We start from the raw sequence: 25986 nt of genomic DNA on the forward strand, positions 1-25986 counted from the left end.
TGGTTTTAGTATAAAAGGATTAGATGAATGCTAGCTTAAAAATAGCTGAGTTTAATCTGTATAAATGAACCAGTCCAGTTCTTTGGTTGCTAGCAGCTTTTTCTGTCCATTTTGGAATTGGTGGTAGACATTAAATTGATACGTTTTCATATCACTGATCTTATAAATGGTATCTTTGTTCGTGTACGTGATTGTGGCATCGTGGAAGCCCACTTCTAGAGATTTGGACGGATCCTTCCCATCCAGCTCATACGTTTGACTAACGATAATTTCCTTCCCACTCTCACTCAATTCGTCTCTCAGCTCAACAATCAAGGAATGGTCCTTCATGCTCGTTTCCACTAAGGTATCCCTTTTTAGATCATAATCGAAATCCAGCATAACCGTTCCTTTTGTAAAATCGATCTGGGTCCCGATATGACTTAACGTAATCGTATACGGGTAGACGTCTAATGTTGCGAAGCCATGCAACGGCTCTTCAATCTCTTCAGGCAACTGAAAGACAGCGGCGTTGACATAGCCATTCTCTTCAGCTACACCTGAGAAGGTAACTTCATCGCCAAGAATCAGCTTTAACTCTGCTGTTTTATAGCCTTTCGGTAGGGTTGCGTACACATAGACAAGTGCTTTGCCACCTGGAATGACCTTATTGCTAATCTCTGAAATGCGAGCCGGGAACACCGTCCCATCCTCCGCCTGAAACTGCGCAACTTGCTTGCGCAAATCCGTGAACCGCTTCTCCAAGTTAGCGACACTCAGCTGCACCGTGAACAGATCGGCACCTTCGCCAGCGAACGTTTGCGTAGAACGCACAGAATACGCTGCGCTTTGCCCAATATCGGTCAGTGTTCTTGTTCCGTTGGCAGGAATCACCTTCATCCCCATCAGCTCTTTATTATGATGAAAGGTGAGCAGATCACTCACTTGATTATCCGCAGCCTTCTCTTGTAGGACGAGATTTAAGTCCTTGAAATCGCTCGTATACGGGATTTTCCCAGCCAATTGTAGATTGATCTCTTTGCCGGGCTGGAGGCTGATCACACGGTCTGTCCGAATTAAACTTGCTTCAATATTGACCGCATCATCTAGTTCAAAATAACCCTTCAAATCTGGAATAGGCAGCGCCTGACTTCCTTTATTCGTCAAAGTGATATTAGCCGCCAAAATATCTTGATCTTCCCATGGCAATCGCTGCAAGGATGTCAACCGTGCGGTATAGGTGCCTGATTTGTTGGAAAATTCGTAATCGTTACCTAGCGAAACCTCAACTTCCACAGCTTCCGGCACTTCGAAAAAGGCGACAGGCAGCTTCAAGCTGCCCTTGCCGTCACTTCCAGTCGTCGTTTCCGTGATGACAAGCTGCCACCCCTCCGCTCCCGCTTCCCTAGGAATAGACCCGCTGAGAAGTCCTTCTTTTTCAGCCAGGGGTTGCAGCTCCGTCCCTTTCCCCAGCGTTGCAGCTTGCAGCGGATACATGTGCCCCTGGGCAGTACGAATGAAATAGCTCAGATCTGGCAGCTTCATACTGCCTGTCCCTATATTCTCCATTTGAACGTACAAGGATGGTAAATAGAAATCGTCATTTCTACTAATGGAAGTACGATTCATGTTCACATGGAAAGGTGTACCGTCAATCTCAACCGAACGCTTCGCTCCCACAGGCGTCACCACGGTGTAATCCACCGAAGGAGACATCTGCCCCACCACACGCTCATAGCCAGCAACTGAGAAATCTAGCCCAACGAGCTTAAAAACGAGATCCTGAAGCTTGGTTGTCGCGTTCACTTTCGCATAGAGGCTATATGATTCACTCGTACCAGGTGCGATCCCATGCGTATCGCCGCTCTGCGCTAACTGGTTGACTGTAAACGTACTGCCAGCCTTGGACTGCAGGCGTACCCAATAATTTTTAAAAGAAAGCTCGCTCACACCGCCGTTATGGACATTGACCTTAAAGGTGACCATCCCATCCTGATCGCCAGGCAATAGCATGACATCTTGAACTTCCATGTAACTGTCCTCATTGATGGAAGCCTTTCCTAACGAGGTAGAGCCAACAACCTGCTCCTTCTGGAGCTCCGCAGATGTAGACGAAGCAACCCCAGCTCCGGCCGAAGCCGAAACAGGGGAAGCTGCGCTGCTTAGGAGGAAGAGGAACAGAAGCCAATGAATTATTTTACGGTGACGAATCATCATGATGCATACATCCTCCTTGACTAGCGTTACTCCTGCAAGTACGTGTTCACCTTATTCTGAATGACCTTCGCAACCTCTTCAGCGGATTTCTGACCTTGGAAGAACGGTGCCGTTTCTTCGGCAACGATATTCGTGATTTTCAGATCGTTTTCTGCATATACGCTAACATTGTTCAAAATCTTCTCCATCGCCGCCACATCCTGCTCCGTGGCAGGTTGAACCGTCGCTGCCTTGCCATTAATCATAAGCTTCATTTGTTTACCGCCGCCTTCGCCGCCTGTTCCGAGCGTTTTCAAGAAGTCAATTTGCGCTTTAGCTCCTGTCTTGTTAACGGCAATTCCCGTCAACTCTCTAGCCGATTGCATCTCATCGGACAGCAAGTACTTCACGAATTCCCAAGCTTCCTTCTTGTTAGCTGATTTGCTGTTAATCGCAAGTGGCAATGAAGAAGTGAACTGCGTACCTTTGGCTTCGCTCTCTGAAGGGAGATTGTAGTATCCGCCTTTGCCCTCAAAATTCATCTTCGGCATCGTATACATATCGGTGTACATCAGAACGTTCCCTTTTGGTTGGAAAACGACGTTGTTCGGATCCGAGTTATCAGCAAGAATGACCTTATCGTCATACATGGATTTCGCAAGCTTAAGCATGTTAATAAAATCAGGTGTATCGAACTTGGCTTTCTTCGCGCCAACATCGGCGAATTTCGAGAAGCTGCTATTGAGCATCGATGTGACGAGCTCAGCAGGCTCTATTTTACCCATTGGATACGTATCTGGCTTACCGTCATTGTTTTTATCCGCGATCATACTGCTAGCCTTTTTCTTAAAATCCGCCCAAGTCCACTTGCTATCGTCGATCTGCTGTGCACTCAATAAGGCTTGATTGCCGAGCCACATATTCAATCCTACTTTAATAGGGACCGCATATAAGGAACCGTTATATGTCATTGCATCGAAAATACCTGTGTAATAGTTATCCTTCTTGAACGAAGCATCTTTACTCATCAGGTCGCTGATATTTTCCAAAAGCTTCTTATCGGCATATTTCTGATACGGAAGCCCGCTTGTCACGATGATATCCGAGGCTTTACCGCTCATGAGCTCAGCCCCTACGGAACTGGCGTATTTCTCCGTGTTTTTCGGGTCTGGCTTCTGCATGATCATCATCTGCTGCTGCCCCTGCCCCTGCCCCTGACCTTGTGCTTGGCCTTGTGGCGCCGTTTGAGGTGCTGCTGCATACTCTTTAATGTTAATTTTGGTGTCGGGGTGCAGAGCCTCGTATTTCTGTTTGGCTAGCTCGAGAAAACGATCGGATGTTATCACAGATAGCGTAATTGTTTTGTTCCCTGGGGCTGGCGAGGATGTACTCCCTGTATCCCCCGTAGTTGTCGTCGGATTGGACGAACAAGCCGTGAGGGATAACATAGAAACGAGTGAGCAAGCGATGACCGATTGTTTAACTGACATTTTGCGCATAAGAAAATTCCACTCCTTTAGATGGGTTCCAATAAATAATAGCCACGGTGCATAGAGCACCTAGTACTGCATAGTCCAGCAGCTCGATCTGGTAAGACAATCCTGCCCACTGGGCCATGGCAAAAATGAAGACAGCTGCAACAGGCACATACATGAATATGCGTTGCAATTGGGTATACACGGGTACTCGTTCCAGCACCCATAACCGAATGCCAAGCAAGAGCAATGGCAAGCCGAACAACATGCCCCCTAGGAACAACCCGCCTGTTAGCCGATTAGCGGCATCAATCACCAATTCCTGCGGAGATGGGACGTAGCCCATCTGGGCTGCTTCCTGCTGCCAGAAGCTGCGCAGCTTTTCCATATAAAACGACAGATCAATGATCTGCTCCGGCACCCATTCCAGCGGAATGTAGAGGTGAAACTGGATGCCCTTCCAGAGGGCCATGATGCAGGCGGTCATACCGAGTATAGCCAGTGTGCTAATGAGCAGTGCTGATCGTTCGTGAATCACGGCATCGATCCAGTTATCTCTAGCCAATCTGTTTCGTAAAACACCTTGGATGATTGTTAACTGTCGAACAAGTAACCGTACGAACAGGTAGATCGCAAGCATGCCGCATACAAACAATTGAACCAAACGCCATTGCGCCATTCGTGTATGAGCAAGCTCGTGGTTGACGATTGTGAATTGCCCAGGGCTGTGACCGATTGAATTGAGTACCTGGTTCACTTGGCTTTCTCCCCCTGCAACAGCGCTAGGCTTACCAGCCAATTGCAAGGTTTCAATGCTCGTATCTGACTGGATATCGAATAGCGTCGTGATGGGAATCAGCACATTCGGAGTGCCATCGTCGGACATGTGCCGTAGCAGAGAACCCTCCTCCTCGATCACCCCGATGACCGTAAAAGCAACACCAAACAGCTCAATCGTTTTTCCTACGACCTGATTGGCATGGAAGAGCTGCTGAGCAACAGCTTCGCTCACAATCGCGACCCGGCTGTGTTCCTCCACCGAGTTTCGCGCGAAAGAAGCACCTGCCTTCAGCTTCATCTCGTTAAAATCCGTGTAGTCGCCATTCACGCCGAACACGTCGGCATTCAGCCGGGCAGCGCCATATACGGCGCGTGATTGCTCCCTCGCTGCATAAGCGATGGGCAGCGGTGCCCACTTTTTGGTCAGAAGCTCCGCCTCTTTCAAGGACAAACCCACTGGGCTTGCTCGTGCAGCCGATGGATCCACGTTCACCGTGATCTGCTGCATCCCGTAGGAGCCGTTCGACTGCTCCCAGTCCCTTACGACAGAAGCGATGAATCCGCTGCTCGCCAGCAGCAACAGCACACCGGTAAATACCATCCATGCGGCCAATCGGGAACGCTGCATAACCTCCCTCCTCCCTGTTAGTCATTTGCACGCACGCGGTCACCATCCGAAATCGACTTCGAGCTCGACACGATCACTTTATCCAGAGGTGTAATCCCATTCTCGATGGATGTTTTCGTATCATCCGCATCCCCGATCTGTACATTCGCCCGCTGCGCAACGTATTCTGTACCAAGTGGACCCTTCTTCTCTTTTAGGAGCAGAACGTAGGTACCTTGATCATCCTCTCGCACCGCATCGTTAGGCAGGAGCGAGCGGAGTGAAGCTGTTTTTTTTACAATATCGAATTCAGCTGTTTCCCCACCTTTCAATCGATCATCCTTCAGCGTGAAGGTGATTTCCTTCCCTTTTTGCGTAGACGGGCTAGACTGATTGGAACCCGAGGGGCTTATTGCATCCCGAATATCGGTGATTTGCGCGGAAATTCTAGCATTGTTGAGCGTTGAGAAAATGAGCTCCGTCTTATCTCCCACCGTGACATAAGGCGCCTTAGCGTCGTCAATGGTAGCCTTCATCTGCTGACCTTTGGACAAATCCGCTATGCTCACCGCCGCTTTCCCGCTAGGAACAGGAGCTCCTTTCACTGCGTTGACGGCTGTGACAATGCCACTGACAGGTGCGGCCATCCGCGAGAACTCTTTAAGCTGACGCTGTTGATTGGCGATCTGCCGCTCCAGAATTTGCATATCCAGCTGCGTGCTTTCGATATCGCGGGCTATGCTGCGCAGTTGCTTCTCGTCATTGCTGCGGAAGGTGTCCTGATAATTTTCTTGAAGCTTCTCCAAACTCAACTGCTTCTGGGCATATCGCGCCTGATTATCTTGTAGCGAGTCTTCGGTCTCTCTTGTTTTAAAAACCACTAGCTCTTGGCCAGCCTTCACCGTATCCCCGACCTTCACTTCGACCTCGCTTGCGGCCCAGTTGGTCTCCACATAGACATCAGCAGTCTCTGCGGATTCCACCGTTCCCGAGCCAGTGACCTCATGTGATAATGTGCCTGCGAGCGCCTTTTCCGTGGTCACCTCAGCCAGCGATATACCTAGCAGGGTATTGGAAAAGAACGTCAAGGCCACCATCGCAATAACGAAAGTAACGATTGCCTTGCGAATTCCCTTCTTCTTGGCGCGTTCGCCATCGGCGGCGGCCATTAATGCATCCATACAACGTTCCTCCTATAGGTAATCCGTCTCACCCTTTGATGCCAGATAACTGGATGCCTTCAACCAAATACTTCTCTGCATACAGAGCAACTAGAAGCGGAGGCAGCATATATACCACAGAAGCGGCAAAGGCGATGCCTCGCTCCTCGTCTCCAATAACGGCTAAATACACAGACAACGGTTGTTTAATCGCATCATTCAAGAAGATCAGCGGCTGCTCCACCATATTCCAGTTATCGATAAAAACGAGGATTGATAGTGCCGCTACACCTGTGCCGCACATCGGCAGAACAATCCGTGTCCATATGTAAAAGTGACTCGCACCATCCACACGTGCCGCTTCGATATAACTCGCAGGTACGACCATCATGAACTGCCGCAGCAAAAACACGCCGAAGGCGCTGAAGATGCCCGGGTAAATAATCGCCCCATACGAACCGAGCAGACCTAGCTTTTCCGCAACAATAAAATTGGGCACCAGTGTCACCTGAAAGGGCATCAGCATCGTGACAATGTACAAAAAGAAGAGCGGCTCGCGAAACCGAAAACGTAAATGGGCAAACGCATACGCAGCGAGCGAAGCGACAACCAGTTGGCCAGCGATGATTGGGACTGTCATTTTCACCGAGTTCCAGAACATGAATAGGAACTGTGGCCTTCCCACCAATACAGCGTAGAATTGTGACAAGGTTACGCGATCTGGTATCCATTTCATCGTGATGAATGGGCCATCATCTGTATCGCCTGAAAGAGCAGCGTAGTTGCTCGTAATCTCCGTTTCCGCCATGAATGAGTTCGCAATGGTCAGCGCCATCGGGAACAGAAATCCCGCCATTAGCGCACTGAGCACAGTGATTAGCACGAATCGCGATGTTTGGCGTCCCAAGCGGTTAGTTAGCGGCTTAATGCGAGCTGCTTGCATGTAAAAACTCCTTTCCAGCGTGGATCCTCCGCTATCCGATTGCTTTGCTGATGCGTCTCTCCACCACGAATAACGTCAAGACGAGGAATACAATCACCACAGCCATTAAAAATGCAGCAGAAGTGAGCTTCTGATAATCCAGCGATTTGAACATGTTGTTCATATAATGCTGCAGCATATAAATGTTTTCATCCGGGTAATTGCCGGCAATTAAGTACGTCTCTCGGAACATTTTGAAGGAGTTAATAATCGACATAATGAAAACGAAGAAAGCAGTTGGCGTCAGGTAGACAAGCGTAATGGACCGCCACTGCCGAAACTTGCCCGCTCCATCCATCGACGCTGCCTCGTAATAATCGCCCGGGATGTTCTGGAGGCCTGCTAGGAAGAGGATCATATTGTAGCCGATGTTTTTCCACAGATAGACAATAATCAGCACATACAAGGAAGCCTTACTTTCCATCCAGTCTTGCGGCCGTATTCCCCAGCCTGCTAGCCAAGCATTGATCGTCCCATGGAGGTCGAACAACGCATTCCACACCAGCACCACCGAAGCCACCGGTACAACAAGCGGACTCAAGATCGAGATTCGGAACGTTTGGCGCATCGGCAGTTTGCGATTGAGCATCATAGCTAGCCCTAGTGCAATCAACATGTTCAGCGGTACACAGACTGCCATAAACAAGCTTGTATTCACGGCTGCCCGCCGAAAAATGGGATTACCCAGCAGCTCGCGATAATTCGCTATCCCCACAAATGAGCCATCTACAGGGCTGTCCATGAGCGAATAATAGAACCCCATCCCAAAGGGGATTAAGAAAAAAACCGCAAATCCGGCCAGACTTGGCAGTAGAAAAACAAGTGCGGTTAGACCCTCGTTGTTGCGTAACCATCTGAGCACCAATGTGTTCCTCCTTCCTACAGATCACATTCTCTCATGTGAAAATTAGAAATGGATTAGAAGGGTAGCCTTCCTTTATTTACATCGCTGCAAATTCTGCTTGCTAACCACACGCTGACACTTCTTGCACACTACATTCCCCCTCTGCTTACCTCACGCTGACACTCCCTATACACCGCATCCCTCACTACTCGCCTCTCGCCGACAATAACTGTATAAAGTACAGCTAATTAATTGAAATTCATCTGAAATTTTCAATTAGATGTAAAAAGTACAGCTAATATAGCTAAATTCCACAACATACATCGAACTGAGCTCAATTAGCTGTAGAAAATACAGTTATTACTTGAAAATGAGAAAAAGGTGCAAAATTAGCTGTATAATATCCAGTTACTTAGCGCGTCGATATGCCCTTCAAAACAAACTAAACCCAAGACAAATGTCTTAGGTTTAAACAGAATTCCTATCAGATCCACCTTGCCGATCACGGCCACATTCCTGTATACTTTGGCTGTATCAAGCGCTTAATACCCTACGCGTTGCTAAGGAAGTGACCCTGATGTCCTATGTTCGAAATATTGGTTTGAACGAGAATCCGCTCTATTTTGCCTATCAAAGAGAAAGCATTGGATCTGAGCAATATCAGGGTACGTTCCACGCCCATCAAGGGATAGAAATCTTACTTGTTCACAAGGGACATGGGACCTTGATCGTTGATCAGAAAAGCTATGAAGTAACTTCCGGGATGTTATGCGTGTTCCAGCCTTATCAACTACACCATATTCAGGTTGAACCCGATACGCCTTTCGTGCGCACCGTCGTTCAATTCGAACCTTCCGTATATGAATCCTACTTTGAACATTGGCCGCGATTGCTGGCTTTTTTCAAACATATCCATACCAGCACGCTGCAAACGCCCTGCCTATACGGACTCAGTGAGAGTGAGCTGTTTCATTCGCTTTTCCAAAGCTTAGAGGCGAAGCTCCCCTCTATAAATAAAAAAGATGAGTTAGAGGAGTACTCCCTCTTTCTCATCGCTTTTTACCGAAGCTTCATGCCGCTGTGGGAGCAGCACGATGGTCAGATTCGCTCTGGCCCTACGCGTAAAACCCATCAAGCTGAGCGCATTCTTAGCTGGTTGGAGGAGCACTACACGGAACCGCTGCGTTTGGAGACGATGTCAGCCGAGCTGCATCTCTCCCCTTATCATTTGTCCCATTTGTTTTCCGAGTGCACAGGTACCAGCATTTCCGATTATGTAACCGCTCGCAGACTGCAGCAAGCCGTTAAGCTGCTGATGTCTACGGATCAGACTGTCGCTCGCATTGGCGAAGCGGTTGGTGTGACGAATTGCTCTTACTTTTGCAAAATGTTCAAAAGCCACATCGGCATTACGCCGCACCAATATCGCAAGCAACTACTGAAGCAGTATGAGGCCACTCTTACTCTGCTGCCGTGATGATCATGGCATCGCGCTGTGCGATAAGGCACAGCTCTGCCGCTTTAAACGTATGCTCCTGTGTCATCGCCACTTCCGTACGGTTCAAGCAATCTAAGATCAACTGACCAAAGTAAGGGTAACCCACTTGGCCGCTGACAGCAAAATGCTGCTCCCCATCCTTGTTCACCAGATACACATGGTTACTCGTCTGTTCGCGCGCGATATCCACATATTTGCGAAGCTCAATATACCCATCGCTCCCCAGAATCGTCATACGGCCGTCGCCCCATGTACTTAAACCATCCGGCGTCATCCAATCCACGCGGAAATAGCCGGTTGCGCCATTGTCTCCGACCAACGTAGCATCCCCGAAATCCTCAAAGTTCGGATACTGCGGGTAATTGTAGTTCGCTACTTTACTGTGTACGACCTTCGCATCTTTTGCTCCCGTAAAATACAGGAACTGCTCGATCTGATGACTCCCAATGTCGCATAGAATGCCGCCGAATTTCTCCTTCTCAAAGAACCAATCTGGTCTGCTCGACAAATTAATACGATGCGGCCCCAACCCAATGACTTGATGCACGCGACCGATCGCGCCTTGTTCAATTAATTGTCCCGCATAAATGGCACTTTCCACATGTAGACGTTCGCTGTAATAAACCGCATATTTCTGTCCTGTCTCTGCTACTTTCGCACGTGCTGCTTCCAATTGTTCCAGCGTTGTGAACGGAGCTTTATCCGTGAAATAATCCTTGCCGCTGTCCATCACGCGAAGCCCTAGTGGGCCGCGATCACTTGGAATCGCTGCTGCCGCTACGAGTTTCACCTCTGCGTCCCCAAGGATTTCGTCTAACGAAGTTGCTGCACGAACACCAGGATATTTGCTTAGGAATTGATCCACCTTGGCTGGATCGGGATCGTACACCCATTTCAATTCCCCACCCGCTTCACGAAGTCCATTACACATGCCATATATATGACCATGATCCAGCGCTGCCGCTGCAAAAATAAACTCACCTGGCTCACAAACTCTTTTAAAGCTCCCTTGTGGAGCATAATTCATGCCATCACTTTTTTGCATTATCGTAAATCTCCTCTGTTGTTATTTGAATGAACTTCCCGTTGTAATCGTTTGTGGTGCGAAGTTTTCAATGGACGTGCTCTTCTCATAAAAATGCGTCGCATTCGCCTGCACACCGCTTCTCGTGTAAAAGGCATCATCCGCGTCTAGTGGAAATTTCACCAACTCGCCTGTGCTCGCTGATTTGTAAATTCCGGTGATGAGCTCCAACGTTTGGCGGCCGCTGATCCCATCGATCAACACAGGAGCGCCCGTTTCAATCGCCGTTAACACATTGTCGATTTGGCCGACATGTCCGACATAGACCACTTCCGGCAAGCTGTTGTACAACGTTTCGAGCTCTTCCTCCAGCTCCTTATTCGGCTCTGGGAACCCATTCGACGTCGAGTTCGACGCCTTCACTTTCCATGGCGCAGATACGCGCGCTTTCGATCCTTGAAAAATCAACTGCTGCTCCTCACCGTGGTGAACGACTGAGCTCGTAATTTGACCTAAGGACCCATTCGCGAAACGCAGCATTCCGATGGACAAGTCCTCGACCTCGGCATTGTCATGCGACACATTGCTCATGAAGGCTTGGACCTCCGTTGGGCTGCCCATCATCCAGAGCAAGGCATCAATATGATGTACCGCATGGTTTAGCGTCGGACCTCCGCCTTCCTTCTCCCACGTACCACGCCACCAGAGATCATAGTAGCAATGACCGCGCCACCAAAAGGAATCGACCTGTGTGTGGACGATGTTGCCCATGAGGCCGCTTTCCAGCACAGACTTCATTTTCATCATTGGCGTCTTGAAACGGTTCTGCGCTACAACGGATAAAATCTTTCCTGTGCGCTGCGCAGCTGCATTCATCAAGTCGCATTCCTCGAGAGAGGAAGCCATCGGCTTCTCCACCATCACATGTGAGCCTGCTTCTAGAAACTCAACCGTAAGCGAAGCATGCGTATACGGTGGCGTGCAGATGGACACGAGATCGATATCCGCGTCTAGCAACTCTTTATAATCCTTCACAGCCTTCGCATCTTTCAGCTCAAATTGGTCAATTCGTTCCTGCGCTTTATCCTCATATATATCGCTAATCGCGACAATGGTACACCGCTCCGGAAATTTCAAATACGCTTCAATATGCGCTCTTGAGATCGCACCCGCACCAATAATTGCTACCTTTAGCATGTCGTTCAGCCTCCTGCTATTTGTTACTCAAAGCATAGCAAGAATGCGGTTACAAATGTGACGCTATCTTGTGCAAAAATGACGTTACTTTGCGGTTTCACTTCTACCGAAAACCAAGGAATTTTAGTGCCCTCCTGGAAAGACTAAACTTCCATAGACAAACAATTGAACTGAATATATGATTAGACTAATCGAATAAGTAATAGTTAAGGTGCATGCTTATTAGTAATAAGTAATGCTTAATTGGGAAGTCTGGTGAAATTCCAGCACGGTCCCGCCACTGTAAATGAAGAGCGACTCTATAAATTACCACTGGTATTCCTATACCGGGAAGGTTAGAGAAGCGTTGACGCATGAGTCAGGAGACCAGCCTTAATGTGTATTCACAAACTCTACGGACGATAGAGGGGGTGCTTTTTTGTTGTCTACAACCAATACTGACATCACAGCCCTGATTCTTTTAAATCAAGGGCTTTTTTGTATGCTCATCATCTCTATCATTTTACTAGGAGGATATTATGAAACTACATTATAGGATTTTCACCCTATTCATGGCTCTAGTCCTATTTGCGAGCAGTCTAAGCATCATACCTGTATCGGCTATCTCGAATATGGCTGTGGACGATACCGTAAACGCTACAGCTGAGTATTTACTCAAAACAGTCAAGAAGCCACAGGTAGGCTCTATAGGCGGTGAATGGGCCATTATCGGGCTGGCCCGCTCCAACTATAACGTACCTCAAAGCTATTACGACGATTATTATAAAGGCGTTGAAACCTATGTCAAAGATGTACAAGGCAACCTGCATGATCAAAAATACACGGAATACTCCCGCTTGATAATGGCATTAACCGCCATAGGAGCTGATCCGTCAAACGTTGCTGGATATAATCTGTTAACGCCACTTGGTAACTTCGATAAAACCATTTGGCAAGGCATTAACGGTCCTATTTTCGCATTAATATCCCTAGATAGCGGTAATTACAATATACCTGTGAATCCCAAAGCAAAAACGCAGGCTACTCGAGAAATGTATATCGATGAAATATTATCGCATCAATTACAAGATGGAGGCTTTGCACTTTCTGGTAAGACAGCCGACCCCGATATTACGGGCATGGCTCTGCAAGCTCTCGCTAAATATCAGCATGACAAAAAAGTGAAACAGGCTACAGAGAAAGCAATTGACCGCCTTTCCAAATTACAGGACACCGATGGCGGCTACGCAAGCTGGGGTGAGAAAACTTCAGAGAGTACCGTACAAGTACTGATGGCACTATGCGAACTTGGCATTGACCTACACGACAGTCGTTTTGTAAAGAATGGCAAAACCATTGTTGATGATTTACTATCCTTTTATTCAAAAGGACAGGGATTCCAGCATACTTTTGACGGCACCGGAGTAACGGGCATGTCAACAGAACAGGCATTTTACGGACTTGTGAATGTCCAAAGAATCAGTGTTAGTAAGAGCAGCCTCTACAGAATGAACGACGTCAAGCTTGCTACCACCATTACGCCTGATAGCACTAACGGCTTACCGAACAAGCACAAAGATATAAAAGTTATGCCTGTAATCGAAGCGAATAAGACGTTCTCGGACATTTCCCATCATGAAAGCAAAGCGGCCATTGAATCGCTTGCCTCTAGAGGAATGATTAACGGTATGACTGACACAACGTTTGCACCGAATCAAACAATGACTCGTGCCGAATTTGCGACCATTGTAACCAAAAGTCTCGGCCTTCCTATGCAAAAATCAACACTATTCCACGATGTTGTCGCGACAGCCTGGTATGCGGACTATGTAGGCACAGCTTATTCTTACAGCATTGTAAGTGGAACGTCTGCGACTACTTTTACACCGAATAATACCATCACAAGACAGGAAGCAGCCATCATGATTGCCAATGCGGCTAAGCTCTCCGGCATGGATACAGCTATGAGCGCAATTGAAACGAGAGATATATTGGCTCAATTCGGGGATTACACACAGACTGCCGAGTGGTCGAGGAATGCGCTAGCCTTTTGCTATCGAGAACATATATTGTCTCAGGATATGCTAAATATTGAGCCTTCTACATCTGTCACAAGAGCTGAAATAGCAGATATGCTTTACCGTTTACTCTCAGCAGCGAAACTTATTAAAGAGGCGAACTAATGCGATTAACCAAAAATAAAATCATTACCGCGGTGATCATTACGACCGTTCTTGTCATCGCCTTCTTCAACAGCGGGATGCCGCGTCAGCAAGCCGATCAGATGCCTAACATCGCCCTAGAAACAAGTAATCCAGCCCTAGCAGCACCCGCAGTGACTGAACCGAGCTCTGAACCATCGCCAGTTCCCACAGCAACACCCGATGCATCTTCAACTACTCAGACACCTGTGGCAAGTCCGACTGTGGTGTCGCCACCTGCCTCAACTCAAGCTGTGGAGACCCCCGCTAAGTCGGGTAAAGATGCGGATAGCAGACAACCAGATCTAACCAAGACCAACGAACCAATTGCAAGTCCAGCTATGGAGATTGACCCAACAACAGGTAAGGACCCCTACCTGACTGATCCTGTGCCGGAGGGAAAGCCGCTTCCCATTGAGCCGCAGCATGCAAAAATTTCTGACAAGCAAATGACAGTCACACTCTCTGTAAGCTGTCTAACGATTCTTACTAATATGAAATTGCTCCATCCTGAAAAGGTTGAGCTTGTACCGAAAGACGGCATTATTTACAAAGCCCAACAAGTTACCTTTTATGAGGGTGAATCGGTATTTAATGTGCTCCAAAGAGAGATGAAGAAGAACAAAATTCATATGGAATTTGTGAATACACCGATGTACAATTCCGCTTACATTGAAGGTATTCATAATTTGTACGAATTTGATTGCGGCGAGCTTTCTGGATGGATGTATAAAGTGAACGGTTGGTTCCCTAATTACGGAGCAAGTCGTTATCAACTGAAACAAGGTGACGTCATTGAGTGGGTGTATACCTGTGATTTGGGACGTGACGTAGGTGACACTTATAATTCAACTGGCGGTGGAAAACAATGAAAGATTCTTTTTCAACCTTTCACCCTATCGTTAATTTTCTGTATTTTACATTGGTTATCGTGTTCTCCATGATTTTCATGCATCCGATATGTCTGGCAATTTCCATTACCCTTGCCTTCTCATATTCCATCTATCTTAATGGGAGAAAAGCATTAAAATTTAATTTTCTGTATATGCTTCCTCTGCTTATAATGACAGCATTAATCAATCCTGCCTTTAACCATGAGGGAGTTACGATTTTAACCTATTTACATAATGGCAATCCCCTTACTCTGGAATCCATTACATATGGTATTGCATCAGCAACCATGTTCGTAACGGTCATTTGCTGGTTCTCCTGCTACAACGCCATTATGACTTCGGATAAATTCATTTATCTATTTGGGAGAATCATTCCGGCCATGTCGCTAATTTTTTCAATGGTGCTGCGATTTGTACCCAAGTTCAAGGCGCAACTTACCATCGTTTCGCATGCTCAACGTTGTATCGGCAGAGATGTGTCCAATGGCAGTGTAATCCCTAGAATCATGCATGGAATACGGATATTGTCTATCATGGTCACCTGGATGCTGGAGAACGCCATCGAAACGGCTGATTCCATGAAAAGCAGAGGCTACGGGTTGCAAGGAAGAACCGCGTTTTCCATATTTAAATGGGATAGCCGCGATAAAGCAGCACTTATAGCTATTGTAGTAACGGGGGGTTACCTCATCTTTGGAGCATGCACAAAAGCATTGTATTTCCGATATTTCCCATCTATGCGGAGCGTAGATTTCTCCGTGTTTAGTATGAGCGTTTTTGTTGCCTATGCCATTCTTTGTGCAATACCGCTATCCATCAACGTTTGGGAGGACTACAAGTGGAAATCTTTACAATCCAACATTTGACGTTCTCCTATCCTGGTTCTTCAGAGAACGCATTAACCAATGTATCGTTACGCATTAATCAAGGCGAGTTTATAACCATCTGCGGAAAGTCGGGATGCGGCAAATCAACCCTTTTGCGACATATGAAAACAGATCTTACACCCCATGGATCACGGAGCGGTAAGATTTCATTTAATGGGACGCCTCAAGAAGAGCTAGAAAGACGTATACAAGTCGCTCAAATAGGCTATGTCCTGCAATCCCCTGACAATCAAATTGTGACAGACAAGGTCTGGCATGAGCTTGCCTTTGGCCTTGAAAGTCTTGGTTTCAGTACGCCAGAAATTCGTCGACGTGTTGCTGAAATGGCAAGCTTTTTCGGCATACAAGAATGGTTTTATAAAGGAGTAAGTGAACTGTCCGGCGGCCAAAAACAGCTTCTGAACCTTGCTTCAATTATGGTCATGCAACCCAAGGTATTAATTCTGGATGAACCCACAAGCCAGCTTGATCCTATCGCTGCATCCGAATTTCTAGCTGCTATTGGTAAAATCAACCGAGAACTTGGCGTCACTATTCTTATCTCCGAGCATCGGCTCGAGGAAGTTATGCCACTTTCTGATCGTGTTATCGTGATGGATCGAGGGGAAATCCTCTATTCAGGCACACCGAAAGAAGTCGGTGAACAGCTTCGGGATCTACAGCACGACATGTTTTATGCGATGCCAACGCCTACACGCGTATATGCAAGAATTGAAAATCAGCTTTCTTGCCCCATTACGGTTCGTGAGGGAAGGGAATTCTTACATAACCTTGCACAGCAGCAGGCATATACGAAAGACATACTTCCTACTGATCCTCCAGTGCGGGAAGATAATCCTGCGATTGTGTTGAACGAGGTATGGTTTAAATATGAAAAAAATTCCCCTGATGTTGTGAAAGGTCTTAGCTTTCGTGCCTACCCAGGTGAAATCTATGCGATTGTAGGTGGGAATGGAACAGGTAAAACAACCACTCTCTCCCTTCTATCTGGACTTCGCAAACACTACCGTGGAACTATTCATATAAAGGGGAAACTAATCGACAAGTATTCAGATGGTGAGAAGTTCAATGGACTCCTTGGCGTTCTCCCTCAGAATCCACAAGCACTTTTTGTACAAAAAACAGTGAGGGCTGATCTCCTTGAGATGCTGTCTGACAGCAAATTGGGCAAGGATGCTGTGCAGCAATCCATTCATGAGGTTGCGGAGTTGTGCATGTTACAGGAACTTCTCGACCGTCACCCTTATGATCTATCTGGAGGCGAGCAACAACGAGCAGCTTTAGCTAAAATATTACTTCTGCAGCCTTCCATTCTGCTGCTGGACGAGCCGACCAAAGGTTTAGATGCGCATTACAAATTGATGTTCGCCGACATTTTGAACAATTTAAAACTACAAGGTACAACTATTGTTATGGTCAGTCATGATATCGAGTTTTGCGCTAGCTTTGCCGATAGATGTGCTTTGTTCTTCGACGGAGCGATCGTATCCGAGGGCAGTCCTAGGGAATTCTTTGCTGGGAATAGCTTCTATACGACGTCTGCAAGCCGAATGGCCAGAGATTTGATTCCAAAAGCCGTTACCACGAATGACATCATTAAGGCCTTTAATGGTACGGAAGAATCCATTTCTTTTGAACCCAAGCCAAAGTTACGTATATCTCGTTCCATGAATAAACAGCATGCTCATGCAAGCCTATCAGACCCTAAAGAGCAAACACCCGTGGAACATAGAAGTCTATCCAAACGTACATGGACTGCCACACTAATGATTCTTTTATTAATACCGTTAACCATTTGGTTCGGTATTTATTATCTGGACGATAGAAAATACTACTTTATAAGCATGCTAGTTATTTTGGAAACGATGCTTCCTTTCACGTTAATTTTTGAAGGACGCAAGCCACAGGCAAGAGAGCTTGTCGTCATAGCGGTACTATGTGCGATAGGCGTCTTTGGCAGGATGGCCTTTTTCATGGTTCCTCAATTTAAGCCCGTCGTTGCCATAGTCATTATTTCTGGCATAGCTTTTGGAGCTGAAACCGGCTTTCTAGTCGGTGCCGTCACAGGTTTTGTATCCAACTACTTCTTTGGACAAGGACCATGGACACCCTGGCAGATGTTCGCTTTCGGGATCATAGGTTTTCTTGCTGGAGCACTTTTTAAAAAGGGAATTTTACGAAGAAATCGAATAGCTCTTTGTATCTTTGGTGGTATAGCTACATTTATCATTTATGGAATCATCATGAACTTTTCCTCGGTCGTGATGACACAGGCTAAACCTACCATTAGCGTACTAGTGCTTGCTTGCATTCGAGGTGTACCCTTTGATTTAATTCACGCAGGTGCAACGGTCATATTCTTGTCTGTCCTTGCAAGACCCATGCTTAATAAACTAGATAGAATTAAAGAAAAGTACGGGTTAGTTTCATAAACAAAACAGCACCTCATTGGTTAGTAACTAACCATTGGGGTGCTGTTTTGTTTACTACCTACTTCGTGTTATTAATAGAATCGTAAGCTCTCATCGCAACAACCGTTGCCATTTCGCGCGTTACTTCATCACTCGGGTGGAATTGATTATCCCATCCTGACATCAGTTCCTGGGAAATAATTGTTTGTACAGCCGATTTAGCCCAAGCCGACACCTGCTCCAAATCGTCAATCATTGGCGTCTGCTCAGTAGCTGAAAGCTTAAGCGCATTAACCATAATGACCGCCATTTGCTCACGCGTCAGCTTCTCATTGGGACTAAACTGGTCGGAGCTCGTTCCTGCAATGAATCCAGCTTTATACGCAGCATTCACGAAAGGATAGAACCAATCCCCTTGTGTCACGTCGTTAAAGTTAATCGCCTTAGCCAATTGCACATCCAGCCCAAGAACGCCTACTAACATTTTCGTAAACTCAGCTCGTGTAACCGTCGTTTGCGGACTAAATTTACCATCGCTGCCCTCGACAAGAGCTTTCTCTGTCGCTTCGCTAATCGCATCAACAGCCCAAGGGGAGATCGTGTTGGCGTCCGAATACACCTTAGTTAAATCGAATGCCTCAGGCGCTTTTTCGGTGCTCGTATACGAAACAAAGCTCGTGAAATGATTCGTTTTAATGATCAAATCATTGTCTTTTACAAACGCGTAAGTGATCTTCTCCTTACCTTTTGTAGCCTCAATTCCTTCAGCTTCTGTCGTGTATACTTCGATTGGCGTAAACGTGTCGCCCTCGATGAATCCGACTTGCTGACCTTTCGCACCTTTTAGAACAAGGGTTACTGGTCTATCGAATAGAACCGATTCCTTCGCGTTCCCCATTGCAAAAGCTTGACCAAGCTTGAGCTGTTTCGTAATCTCTTCGCTTAGACCCTTCTTCATCAAATCCTGAAGCGTTGTATCATTTGTATTTAATGCAGTAATTAATTCGATATTGGCATTCCCCGATTTTAGAACCGTTCCCTTATCGATGGAGAATGAGATGTCACCTTTCACTGCGGAAATCATAGGAATGCTATCTTTCACTTCTTCAAGGTTAAGGATCACTTTAGAAGTGACATTAGGAATATTGATGGTGATTAATTCCTTGTCTTTCATGTCTTTCGTGATGTTGACTGGGTAATCTGCTTTGATATCAGATGGGATATCAATGATTGGTTTTTTATCGTTTGTAGTGCCAATTGGCAGTGCTCCTGTTGGTGGTTTTACTCCTAAATCTTCCCCGAGATCCTTCGTATAACGCCATTCAATAGAGTCCCCACTCTTAGGGAATATTTTGCTTGCGCCAACTTGAGGATAGGTACCGTTGACATTGTACATCCAGCCACTACCGCTGCCATGGTCAAATTCTCCGTCTCCATCAATTGATGCTACATAAACACTATCATATTTCTCTGCACCCAATTCGTAGGGTATTCCAAGTTTATCAAGTTCTCTCTTCAGAACACTCCATACAGAATCTCCGCTTTGCAAATCAACACTTGATTTGGGTATAACATAACCTTTATCAATTGTCAGCTTATCTACGGATAATGTTACACGATTGGAAGTTGGAGGCACACCACCACCTGGAGATTGTACCACGCTGGACGTGTAAGTAATAAAGTCAGTAAAATGCTTTGTTTTAACAATAAGATCATTACCATTATCGTAGGCATATTCAAGATTCCCGCCAGCTAAGCCTTCTGCATCGCTAGCATAGCTTTGAATAACATGAATAGAGCCATTTTGGATATAAGCAGCTTGCTTCCCTTTCTTATCCTTAAAGGTTAGCGTGATAAATTGATCAAATTCAATTCTATTGTTACCGCCAAGTGTGATCGCTTGGTTTACCGAATCTAATTTCTTTCCATTCGTAATAATCGTGTTTACTTTATTAATTAACGAGGATGTCGTCGTATCTATAAATGTTATTAACTCGATCGCTGATGAGTCACCACTAGTAATCTGAGCGCCCTTTGGAATAGCCAATGACACATTGCCTTTTACAGCCTCTATTTGGGGTAAGCTGCTGTTAGATGGCAATTTAACTTGAATTTTCGCATTGTTATCCTCAGGAATCTTAATTGTAATTTCTTTATTTGTATCGGCAGTCGTTACAGCAACCGTGTAATCCTTATTATCGGAAGGAATCTGAATTATCGGTGTATCCCCATCCGGTAAAAGGATCTCATTCCCCCCTGGAAGCGGTGCTGTCTCTAACGTTACATCCGTCATGTCGTATAGCGATTTATGACTATTTACAAATCTGTCATAGGCTACAAGCGCGTAAGTTCCTTGATCCGTAGCCATTGAATCGACACCAGATCCTGGCCCTGACTTCACATGCTGAAATCCTCCATCCGCTACAGCGAAGGAAAGTAAAGCATGAAGTGCCGACTTGCCATTCTTGATAAATCTTTCATCCGTATTCGGGTTGATTCCTAGTATTGAAAGGGCAGTAACAACCTGTGCAATGCTTTCACTGCTAGTACCAAAACCACCATATTCATCTTGTGTCTTCGCCAACCAAGCAACCGCCCGGTCTCCAGCACTTTTCACATCAGGGTGAGTTTGATAATAAGGAGCAAGGGCTTGGAGCGCCATGGCAGTCAAATCAACATCGGGCCGCGGTGTTCCAAGGCTCCAACCACCGGCATCAATCGTTCCTTTATTAACTTCTTTCCCTACAATATGTGCGATTAAATTGTCTCTCGTTGCTTGCTTCTTCTCCGCCTGTACGGTAGGGATAGCATAGTTGTGGCTATCAAAAGCTAGCAGAGCATAAATAGGACCATTAATTCCTTGCTTAATCACATAATCATAGTTCGCAAGAGCTGATGTGAGGTCGTATCCTCCCACGTTCCTTGGGTCTTTTCCAATAGACGTAAGTCCAAGAATAGCTCTTGAATGCTCAGTTCCTTTAATCGTATCAAGAACACCTTTATTTACATTCATCAATTCTTTTACTTTATTTACTACATTGTTGTAATACCCCTGATAATAGCCCTCAGGTACTTCATATTTAGCTCTTGCCAGTGAAAGTACCGACCATTCACCACCACTTGTTTCGAATGTGGGATTAGTGACGGTTTTTAGGATGTAAGCTAAATTCTTATTTAACACTTGATTGAGATCTGGCTTACTATAGATAACAGTTATGTCACGTTCGGCTATATTGCCTGATTCGTCAGTTGCAGTTATGTTAATCGTATTTGTTCCTTCAAGAAGGATAAGATGATAACTCCCATTTTCCTCGGATATGATCGTCCCATTCAACTTTACGACTTTAGTTACACTTGTAGAGGAATTGTCAGTTACCTCAACGCCCAAACTTAACTCCGGCTGCGTTACTTCCTGATTATCTGAAACCCCGGTTACTGTCATAACAGGCTTCACGGTGTCTTCAACCGTTACATCCGTCATATCATAAAGGCGTTTGCTACCAATTACGAACCTATCATAAGCAACAAGTGCATAAGCACCTTGATCTGTAGCGAGACCATTTACGCCGCCTGTTCTAGTATGTTTAAATCCACCATCAGTTGCAGCAAATGTGAGTATAGCATCCATAGCAGACTTACCATTCTTGATAAATCTTGCATCCGTACTTGGATCAATGCCTAGCGCTGTTAATGCAGTAATAACCTGCGCAATGCTTTCGCTGCTCGAACCAAATCCACCCTCGCTGTCCTGTTTTTTCGACAACCATGCAATGGCACGGTCTCCAGCACTTTTCACATCTGGTTGAGACTGATAATAAGGAGCGAGAGCCTGCAAGGCCATCGAAGTCAAATCAACATCCGCGCTCGTTAGAGAGAACCCCCAACCTCCTGCATCTATCGTTCCTTTTTTCACTTCTTTACCTACAATATAGGAAACCAAATTTTCTCTCGTTGTTTGTGTTTTCCCTGCTCCTGCATTAGGAATAACATAGTTCCGACTATCAAATGCAAGTAGAGCGAAGGTCGGTCCATTAATTCCTTGTTTAATGACATAATCGTAATCAGAAAGCGCTGATCTCAGATCATAGTTCCCTACTCTGGATATATCTTTGCCAATTGAAGTAAGTCCTAGAATTACTCTTGAGTTCTCCGTACCATTCACTTTGTCCAATAAACCATTATTTAAAGTCATTCGGCGATCAACTTCGGTAACTACTTTCGTGTAATACGATTGATAGTACTCCTCGGGTACTGTGTAGTTAGCTCTTGCCAAAGACAGAATCGACCATTCACCATTACCTGTTCCATACCCCGGACTAGTAATTGTTCTTAGCATATAGGCTAAAGTCTTATTCAAATGGTTTTTAGCCGTCGTAGCCATACTAGCTTTATATATAACTACAATTGATTTCTCGGCGATATTTCCAGCTGCATCTGTAGCAGAAATGGTAATCGTATTCGTGCCAGGAACTAGAACAACTGAATAAGTTTCGTTTAGCTTCGTTATCACCGTTCCATTCAACTTAACAACGGATACAATAGCCTCAGGACGATTATCCGTCACGACCACGTTGAAACCTAGATTGGCCTGAGTTACTTCTTGGTTATTCGAAATTCCCGTAACCGTAATGCCCGGCTTTTCCGTATCTTCAAATGACTTATTCAGATTAACTAGCGCACTATTTACACTTGCTTGCGTACTCTCCAAGTTTGTAAGCACAGTATAGGCGTGCTCATATGCTAATCGAACAGCTGTATCCGCTAAAACAGTTGATTTATTCGGGTCGCTGTTTATTTTAGCTACTCTAGCAACTAACGCATCTTTATCCGCTGGGTTTGGCAGATAACTCCACTCGTTAGCTCCTAGATCAGCTCCCCATCCGTACAGGGAAAATTGCGTGCGAATCACATCCCCCTCGTGGGGGATATACTGAGATAATCCTACATCTGGTAAAACATTATTAACAGCGTACATCCATCCGGACATCGATGTATAATCAAATTCACCCAGCCAGTTCGCATCATTTTTCGCGCCAATCTGATCTCCATTTGTTGTAATTTGATCTTGGATAAATGATGGTACTTGTATAGCCGTCTTATTATCCTTAACCTTTGTTAAATAGAAAGAATTATTAATTTCTCCTGCATTTTGATAATTCCCCGCACCTAATTCACGTGTAAGCAAGGAAGCACCATTATCTCCATTGAAGAAAGGGACGATTACAGGTTCTTTATAATAACCCTGCCCTATCGTAAACTTCTCAACCGAGAGCGTTACATGGCCAATGGGAGCAGGCTCTGGTTTCGTTTCCACAATCAATGGTTGTGTACCTCTTACTACGCCAGGAGCTGCACCAGAACGATAATCGGTAGCTTCCACAGAATAATTCCCCGCGGCTACACCATGGTCAAATACAGCTACACCACTAGCATTCGTAATCGCATCAACTGCACCGACTTTTACCTTAATACCATTAGCTGGTGAGTCTATAAACCCTGTGTTCACCCAGTCATAAGTTGTTTTCGTAACTGTTACGGAAAAGGGGGTATCCGCGTTAACAGGTGTAGACGAAATGGAGATCGATTTCAACAGTTGCGTATTGAGGTCTCCATAATAAACTAGAACTTGGTCATTACTTTCTAATCGGTACTGATCTATCCCAACATCAGGAATGATCCACTGCCCCTGACGTTTAATAGCAAAATTCCAACCGCTATATTGTCCATATTGTGCCTCTTGTATCCCATTGATGCTAGAGACATAGCGACCATATTGGGAACTAGTGACAATTAAATTGTCTGGCAGGAATTTAGATTGCAGTACTTCTAATGCAGTTGAGCCTGTAGCAGACTCCTCTTGAATTAGGCCCTGAGGTCCTTCGACGCGAAGTGCAACGGTAACGGGATCTTCACTCGCTGCGAAAACTTGATTAGCTGGTGCTATGGCAGTAAATAAAACAGATAGTACCATGATTACAGCTAACATTGTCGACATTATTTTGCGTTGTAACTTCGTAAACATTTTCCACTTCTCTCCCTTTGCTTTGATTTATCGCACGCCAAAACAAAAAAGACCATCCCTCAGGCGGGGTGGCCTTCTTAATTCATCAATAAACAAACATACGTGCGCCATAATGGCTACAGAACGCTAACTGAATTCCCACCCCCCGGAGAATCAGAGCAACAACGAAATAAGGCAGGTATCCTGGCTCATGCATCATCGTCAACTTTTCGCCTTCCCATCTCCCAAGGAGACAGTGGCCTGATAGAAAAGCAACTCCGCATTTACAGTGGCGGGACCGCGCAGGTTTTACACCTGACTTCCCTTTTAAGTACCTTCGACTGAAGCATCAAAAGTACACCTTACTCGCAATTTATGTAGTTATATGGCTTCATACTAGCGGGTAATCCATTATTTGTCTAGTAGTTTGCTAGATTGATAAATTCTCAAATACATCAAAAAAAGAAAAGGCAACCCCACTTAGACAACCGTCCAGTAAGATTACCTTCCTCTTTTACATCTTCATTTCCAGAAATTAGTACCTACAGATACAACGTGTAATGATAACCAATAGAATGAACAATACTAGAATACTAGCAGCTGAATTGTTTTTTGGTGGACATGGAGCTACTGCGTGAGTAGTCACTGGTTTCGGGAAAACAAATTCAGTTTGTTGGTAGGATGCGTGCAGGTGAATATTATTGTGTGCGGGTTGCTGCATGATTGGCGCTGGAGCTGGCATCGGAGTCGGCATAGGCATCGGCATCGGCATTGGAGTTGGCATTGGCATTGGTTGCATTGGGTAATTCGGAACTTTTACATATTCCATGAGAGAGCACCTCCTAATTATTTTCCCTTAAGGGACTTACACAAGCTTACCGTTTAACTCAAAGGTTATTGTTGAAGTTGGGTGAATAGCTTACAACATCAGTCTATGGGGAAGCACCTACGTTGCACACGGTAAACACCCAGTTACTGAATAAATTGGGTGGGTGTCATGGGCGAACGAGCATACAACAGCCATTTCTCCGCCTTCCACTCCCCTAACTCGAATTTTTCGACTTACAGCTGCTACTTCTTCACTTTCTCATCCCCTAACTCGATTATTTCGACTTACAGCGGCCATTTCTCCACCTTCTCCTCCCATAACTCGAATTTTTCTACTATCTCCACTCCCCCCTCCAAACCCCCAAAAAAAGGACCGCCCCCTCAACAGAGGGAGCAGTCCTTATCTTTTACACGTATGGGTTATTCTCACGTTCGAAGCCGATCGTTGTTTTCGCGCCATGCCCGGAATAGACGATAACCTCGTCATCCAGCAGGAACAGCTTATCCTGAATGGAATCCAACAGGGTATTGTTGTCTCCACCAAGTAGGTCGGTGCGACCGACCGATAATTTAAACAAAACATCACCGCTGAACAGGTGATTGTCATACAGGAAGCTCACGCTGCCTGGCGAATGACCAGGGGTGTGGAACACTTTGAGCTTAATGCCCAGGAACTCCAGCACTTGTCCCTCATCCAAAGCAAATTCCGCTGGATCCGTCACAATCGGAGCACCGAGGTCAGGCCAGCGAGCGGAGCCGTTTTTCTTCGGATTCGTTAGCCAATCGGCTTCCAGGTCATGAATATACACCGGACACCCCTTGAGCTTACGAATCTCATCCACGCCACCGATATGATCGAAATGCGCATGGGTCAGCAGGATCGCCACGATATCCATATCGGCAATCTTCTTGATCAGCGACTTCGGATTCATACCAGGATCGATAATAATACCTTGATTCGTCTCTGGATTCGACAGTAAGTACGCGTTCGTCTGAACCGGACCCAGGACGAAGGATTGAATGTTAATCATCGTGATGCCACCT

The 25986-nt window shown here is 45.8% G+C and carries 15 protein-coding genes and 2 riboswitches; of the genes, 5 read left to right on the forward strand and 10 right to left on the reverse strand.

All coding sequences use genetic code 11. The features are described from left to right. Positions 1-51: 51 nt before the first annotated feature. Genes J2736_RS15535 through J2736_RS15560 form a run of 6 tightly spaced genes read right to left on the reverse strand, consistent with a single transcriptional unit; the run spans position 52 to position 8041 of the window. Positions 52-2196 (reverse strand): hypothetical protein, encoded by a 2145-nt coding sequence (locus J2736_RS15535; RefSeq protein ID WP_310499512.1) that lies wholly within the window; start codon positions 2194-2196, stop codon positions 52-54. A 26-nt stretch (positions 2197-2222) separates the two neighbouring features. After that, a complete protein-coding gene (locus J2736_RS15540) occupies positions 2223-3674 on the reverse strand; it encodes an extracellular solute-binding protein (protein WP_310499513.1) in 1452 nt (483 codons plus the stop codon). Further along, the gene (locus tag J2736_RS15545; protein WP_310499514.1) at positions 3655-5058 is read right to left on the reverse strand and encodes an ABC transporter permease; all 1404 of its coding nucleotides are present in this window, start codon (positions 5056-5058) and stop codon (positions 3655-3657) included. Before J2736_RS15545 ends, J2736_RS15540 begins: the two co-directional genes overlap by 20 nt. A gap of 17 nt (positions 5059-5075) precedes the next feature. Beyond that, positions 5076-6218, reverse strand: coding sequence for an efflux RND transporter periplasmic adaptor subunit (locus tag J2736_RS15550; protein WP_310499515.1), 1143 nt, complete (start codon positions 6216-6218; stop codon positions 5076-5078). Positions 6219-6246: 28 nt separating this feature from the next. Continuing rightward, positions 6247-7140: a carbohydrate ABC transporter permease gene (locus J2736_RS15555; RefSeq protein ID WP_310499516.1), complete on the reverse strand. Its 894-nt coding sequence runs from the start codon at positions 7138-7140 to the stop codon at positions 6247-6249. Positions 7141-7171: 31 nt separating this feature from the next. Then, entirely contained in the window at positions 7172-8041 is an 870-nt protein-coding gene (locus J2736_RS15560) for a carbohydrate ABC transporter permease (RefSeq protein ID WP_310499517.1), read from the reverse strand. Positions 8042-8600: 559 nt separating this feature from the next. Between J2736_RS15560 and J2736_RS15565 the strand changes: the two genes are divergently transcribed. Continuing rightward, positions 8601-9500 carry an AraC family transcriptional regulator gene (locus J2736_RS15565; protein WP_310499518.1) on the forward strand — a complete coding sequence of 300 codons (900 nt, stop codon included), beginning with the start codon at positions 8601-8603 and terminating at the stop codon, positions 9498-9500. Here J2736_RS15565 and J2736_RS15570 read toward each other — a convergent pair. Next, entirely contained in the window at positions 9484-10566 is a 1083-nt protein-coding gene (locus J2736_RS15570) for a Gfo/Idh/MocA family protein (RefSeq protein WP_310499519.1), read from the reverse strand. The genes J2736_RS15565 and J2736_RS15570 overlap by 17 nt on opposite strands. A 21-nt stretch (positions 10567-10587) precedes the next feature. Continuing rightward, on the reverse strand, positions 10588-11742 hold the full coding sequence (locus J2736_RS15575; RefSeq protein WP_310499520.1) for a Gfo/Idh/MocA family protein: 1155 nt from the start codon (positions 11740-11742) through the stop codon (positions 10588-10590). Positions 11743-11934: 192 nt separating this feature from the next. Next, a riboswitch (cobalamin riboswitch) is annotated at positions 11935-12131 on the forward strand. A gap of 129 nt (positions 12132-12260) precedes the next feature. On the opposite strand from J2736_RS15575, the gene J2736_RS15580 reads away from it, so the two are divergent. Genes J2736_RS15580 through J2736_RS15595 form a run of 4 tightly spaced genes read left to right on the forward strand, consistent with a single transcriptional unit; the run spans position 12261 to position 18134 of the window. Continuing rightward, entirely contained in the window at positions 12261-13904 is a 1644-nt protein-coding gene (locus tag J2736_RS15580; RefSeq protein ID WP_310499521.1) for an S-layer homology domain-containing protein, read from the forward strand. After that, positions 13904-14794 (forward strand): DUF4430 domain-containing protein, encoded by an 891-nt coding sequence (locus J2736_RS15585; RefSeq protein WP_310499522.1) that lies wholly within the window; start codon positions 13904-13906, stop codon positions 14792-14794. The genes J2736_RS15580 and J2736_RS15585 overlap by 1 nt, the downstream gene beginning before the upstream one ends. Beyond that, positions 14791-15681, forward strand: coding sequence for an energy-coupling factor transporter transmembrane component T (locus J2736_RS15590; RefSeq protein ID WP_310499523.1), 891 nt, complete (start codon positions 14791-14793; stop codon positions 15679-15681). The genes J2736_RS15585 and J2736_RS15590 overlap by 4 nt, the downstream gene beginning before the upstream one ends. Continuing rightward, positions 15654-18134, forward strand: coding sequence for an ATP-binding cassette domain-containing protein (locus J2736_RS15595; protein WP_310499524.1), 2481 nt, complete (start codon positions 15654-15656; stop codon positions 18132-18134). Before J2736_RS15590 ends, J2736_RS15595 begins: the two co-directional genes overlap by 28 nt. 58 nt (positions 18135-18192) lie before the next feature. Here the strand turns inward: J2736_RS15595 and J2736_RS15600 are convergent, their stop codons facing one another. Both J2736_RS15600 and J2736_RS15605 read right to left on the reverse strand, forming a co-directional pair. After that, positions 18193-24108, reverse strand: coding sequence for a DUF4430 domain-containing protein (locus J2736_RS15600; protein WP_310499525.1), 5916 nt, complete (start codon positions 24106-24108; stop codon positions 18193-18195). Between the two features lie 183 nt (positions 24109-24291). Beyond that, a riboswitch (cobalamin riboswitch) is annotated at positions 24292-24494 on the reverse strand. Between the two features lie 855 nt (positions 24495-25349). Then, positions 25350-25973: an MBL fold metallo-hydrolase gene (locus J2736_RS15605; protein ID WP_068663456.1), complete on the reverse strand. Its 624-nt coding sequence runs from the start codon at positions 25971-25973 to the stop codon at positions 25350-25352. Between the last annotated feature and the right edge of the window lie 13 nt (positions 25974-25986).

It is taken from the genome of Paenibacillus qinlingensis (genome assembly GCF_031455095.1).
GTDB classification, from domain to species: domain Bacteria; phylum Bacillota; class Bacilli; order Paenibacillales; family NBRC-103111; genus Paenibacillus_E; species Paenibacillus_E qinlingensis_A.

What these genes read in the sequence shown, in the direction of transcription:
- J2736_RS15585 (WP_310499522.1), top strand. Translation starts at nt 13,904, where the DNA reads ATGCGATTAACCAAAAATAAAATCATTACCGCGGTGATCATTACGACC.
- J2736_RS15570 (WP_310499519.1), bottom strand. Translation starts at nt 10,566, where the DNA reads ATGCAAAAAAGTGATGGCATGAATTATGCTCCACAAGGGAGCTTTAAA.
- J2736_RS15590 (WP_310499523.1), top strand. Translation starts at nt 14,791, where the DNA reads ATGAAAGATTCTTTTTCAACCTTTCACCCTATCGTTAATTTTCTGTAT.
- J2736_RS15580 (WP_310499521.1), top strand. Translation starts at nt 12,261, where the DNA reads ATGAAACTACATTATAGGATTTTCACCCTATTCATGGCTCTAGTCCTA.
- J2736_RS15545 (WP_310499514.1), bottom strand. Translation starts at nt 5,058, where the DNA reads ATGCAGCGTTCCCGATTGGCCGCATGGATGGTATTTACCGGTGTGCTG.
- J2736_RS15575 (WP_310499520.1), bottom strand. Translation starts at nt 11,742, where the DNA reads ATGCTAAAGGTAGCAATTATTGGTGCGGGTGCGATCTCAAGAGCGCAT.
- J2736_RS15555 (WP_310499516.1), bottom strand. Translation starts at nt 7,140, where the DNA reads ATGCAAGCAGCTCGCATTAAGCCGCTAACTAACCGCTTGGGACGCCAA.
- J2736_RS15540 (WP_310499513.1), bottom strand. Translation starts at nt 3,674, where the DNA reads ATGCGCAAAATGTCAGTTAAACAATCGGTCATCGCTTGCTCACTCGTT.
- J2736_RS15565 (WP_310499518.1), top strand. Translation starts at nt 8,601, where the DNA reads ATGTCCTATGTTCGAAATATTGGTTTGAACGAGAATCCGCTCTATTTT.
- J2736_RS15535 (WP_310499512.1), bottom strand. Translation starts at nt 2,196, where the DNA reads ATGATGATTCGTCACCGTAAAATAATTCATTGGCTTCTGTTCCTCTTC.
- J2736_RS15605 (WP_068663456.1), bottom strand. Translation starts at nt 25,973, where the DNA reads ATGATTAACATTCAATCCTTCGTCCTGGGTCCGGTTCAGACGAACGCG.
- J2736_RS15550 (WP_310499515.1), bottom strand. Translation starts at nt 6,218, where the DNA reads ATGGATGCATTAATGGCCGCCGCCGATGGCGAACGCGCCAAGAAGAAG.
- J2736_RS15600 (WP_310499525.1), bottom strand. Translation starts at nt 24,108, where the DNA reads ATGTCGACAATGTTAGCTGTAATCATGGTACTATCTGTTTTATTTACT.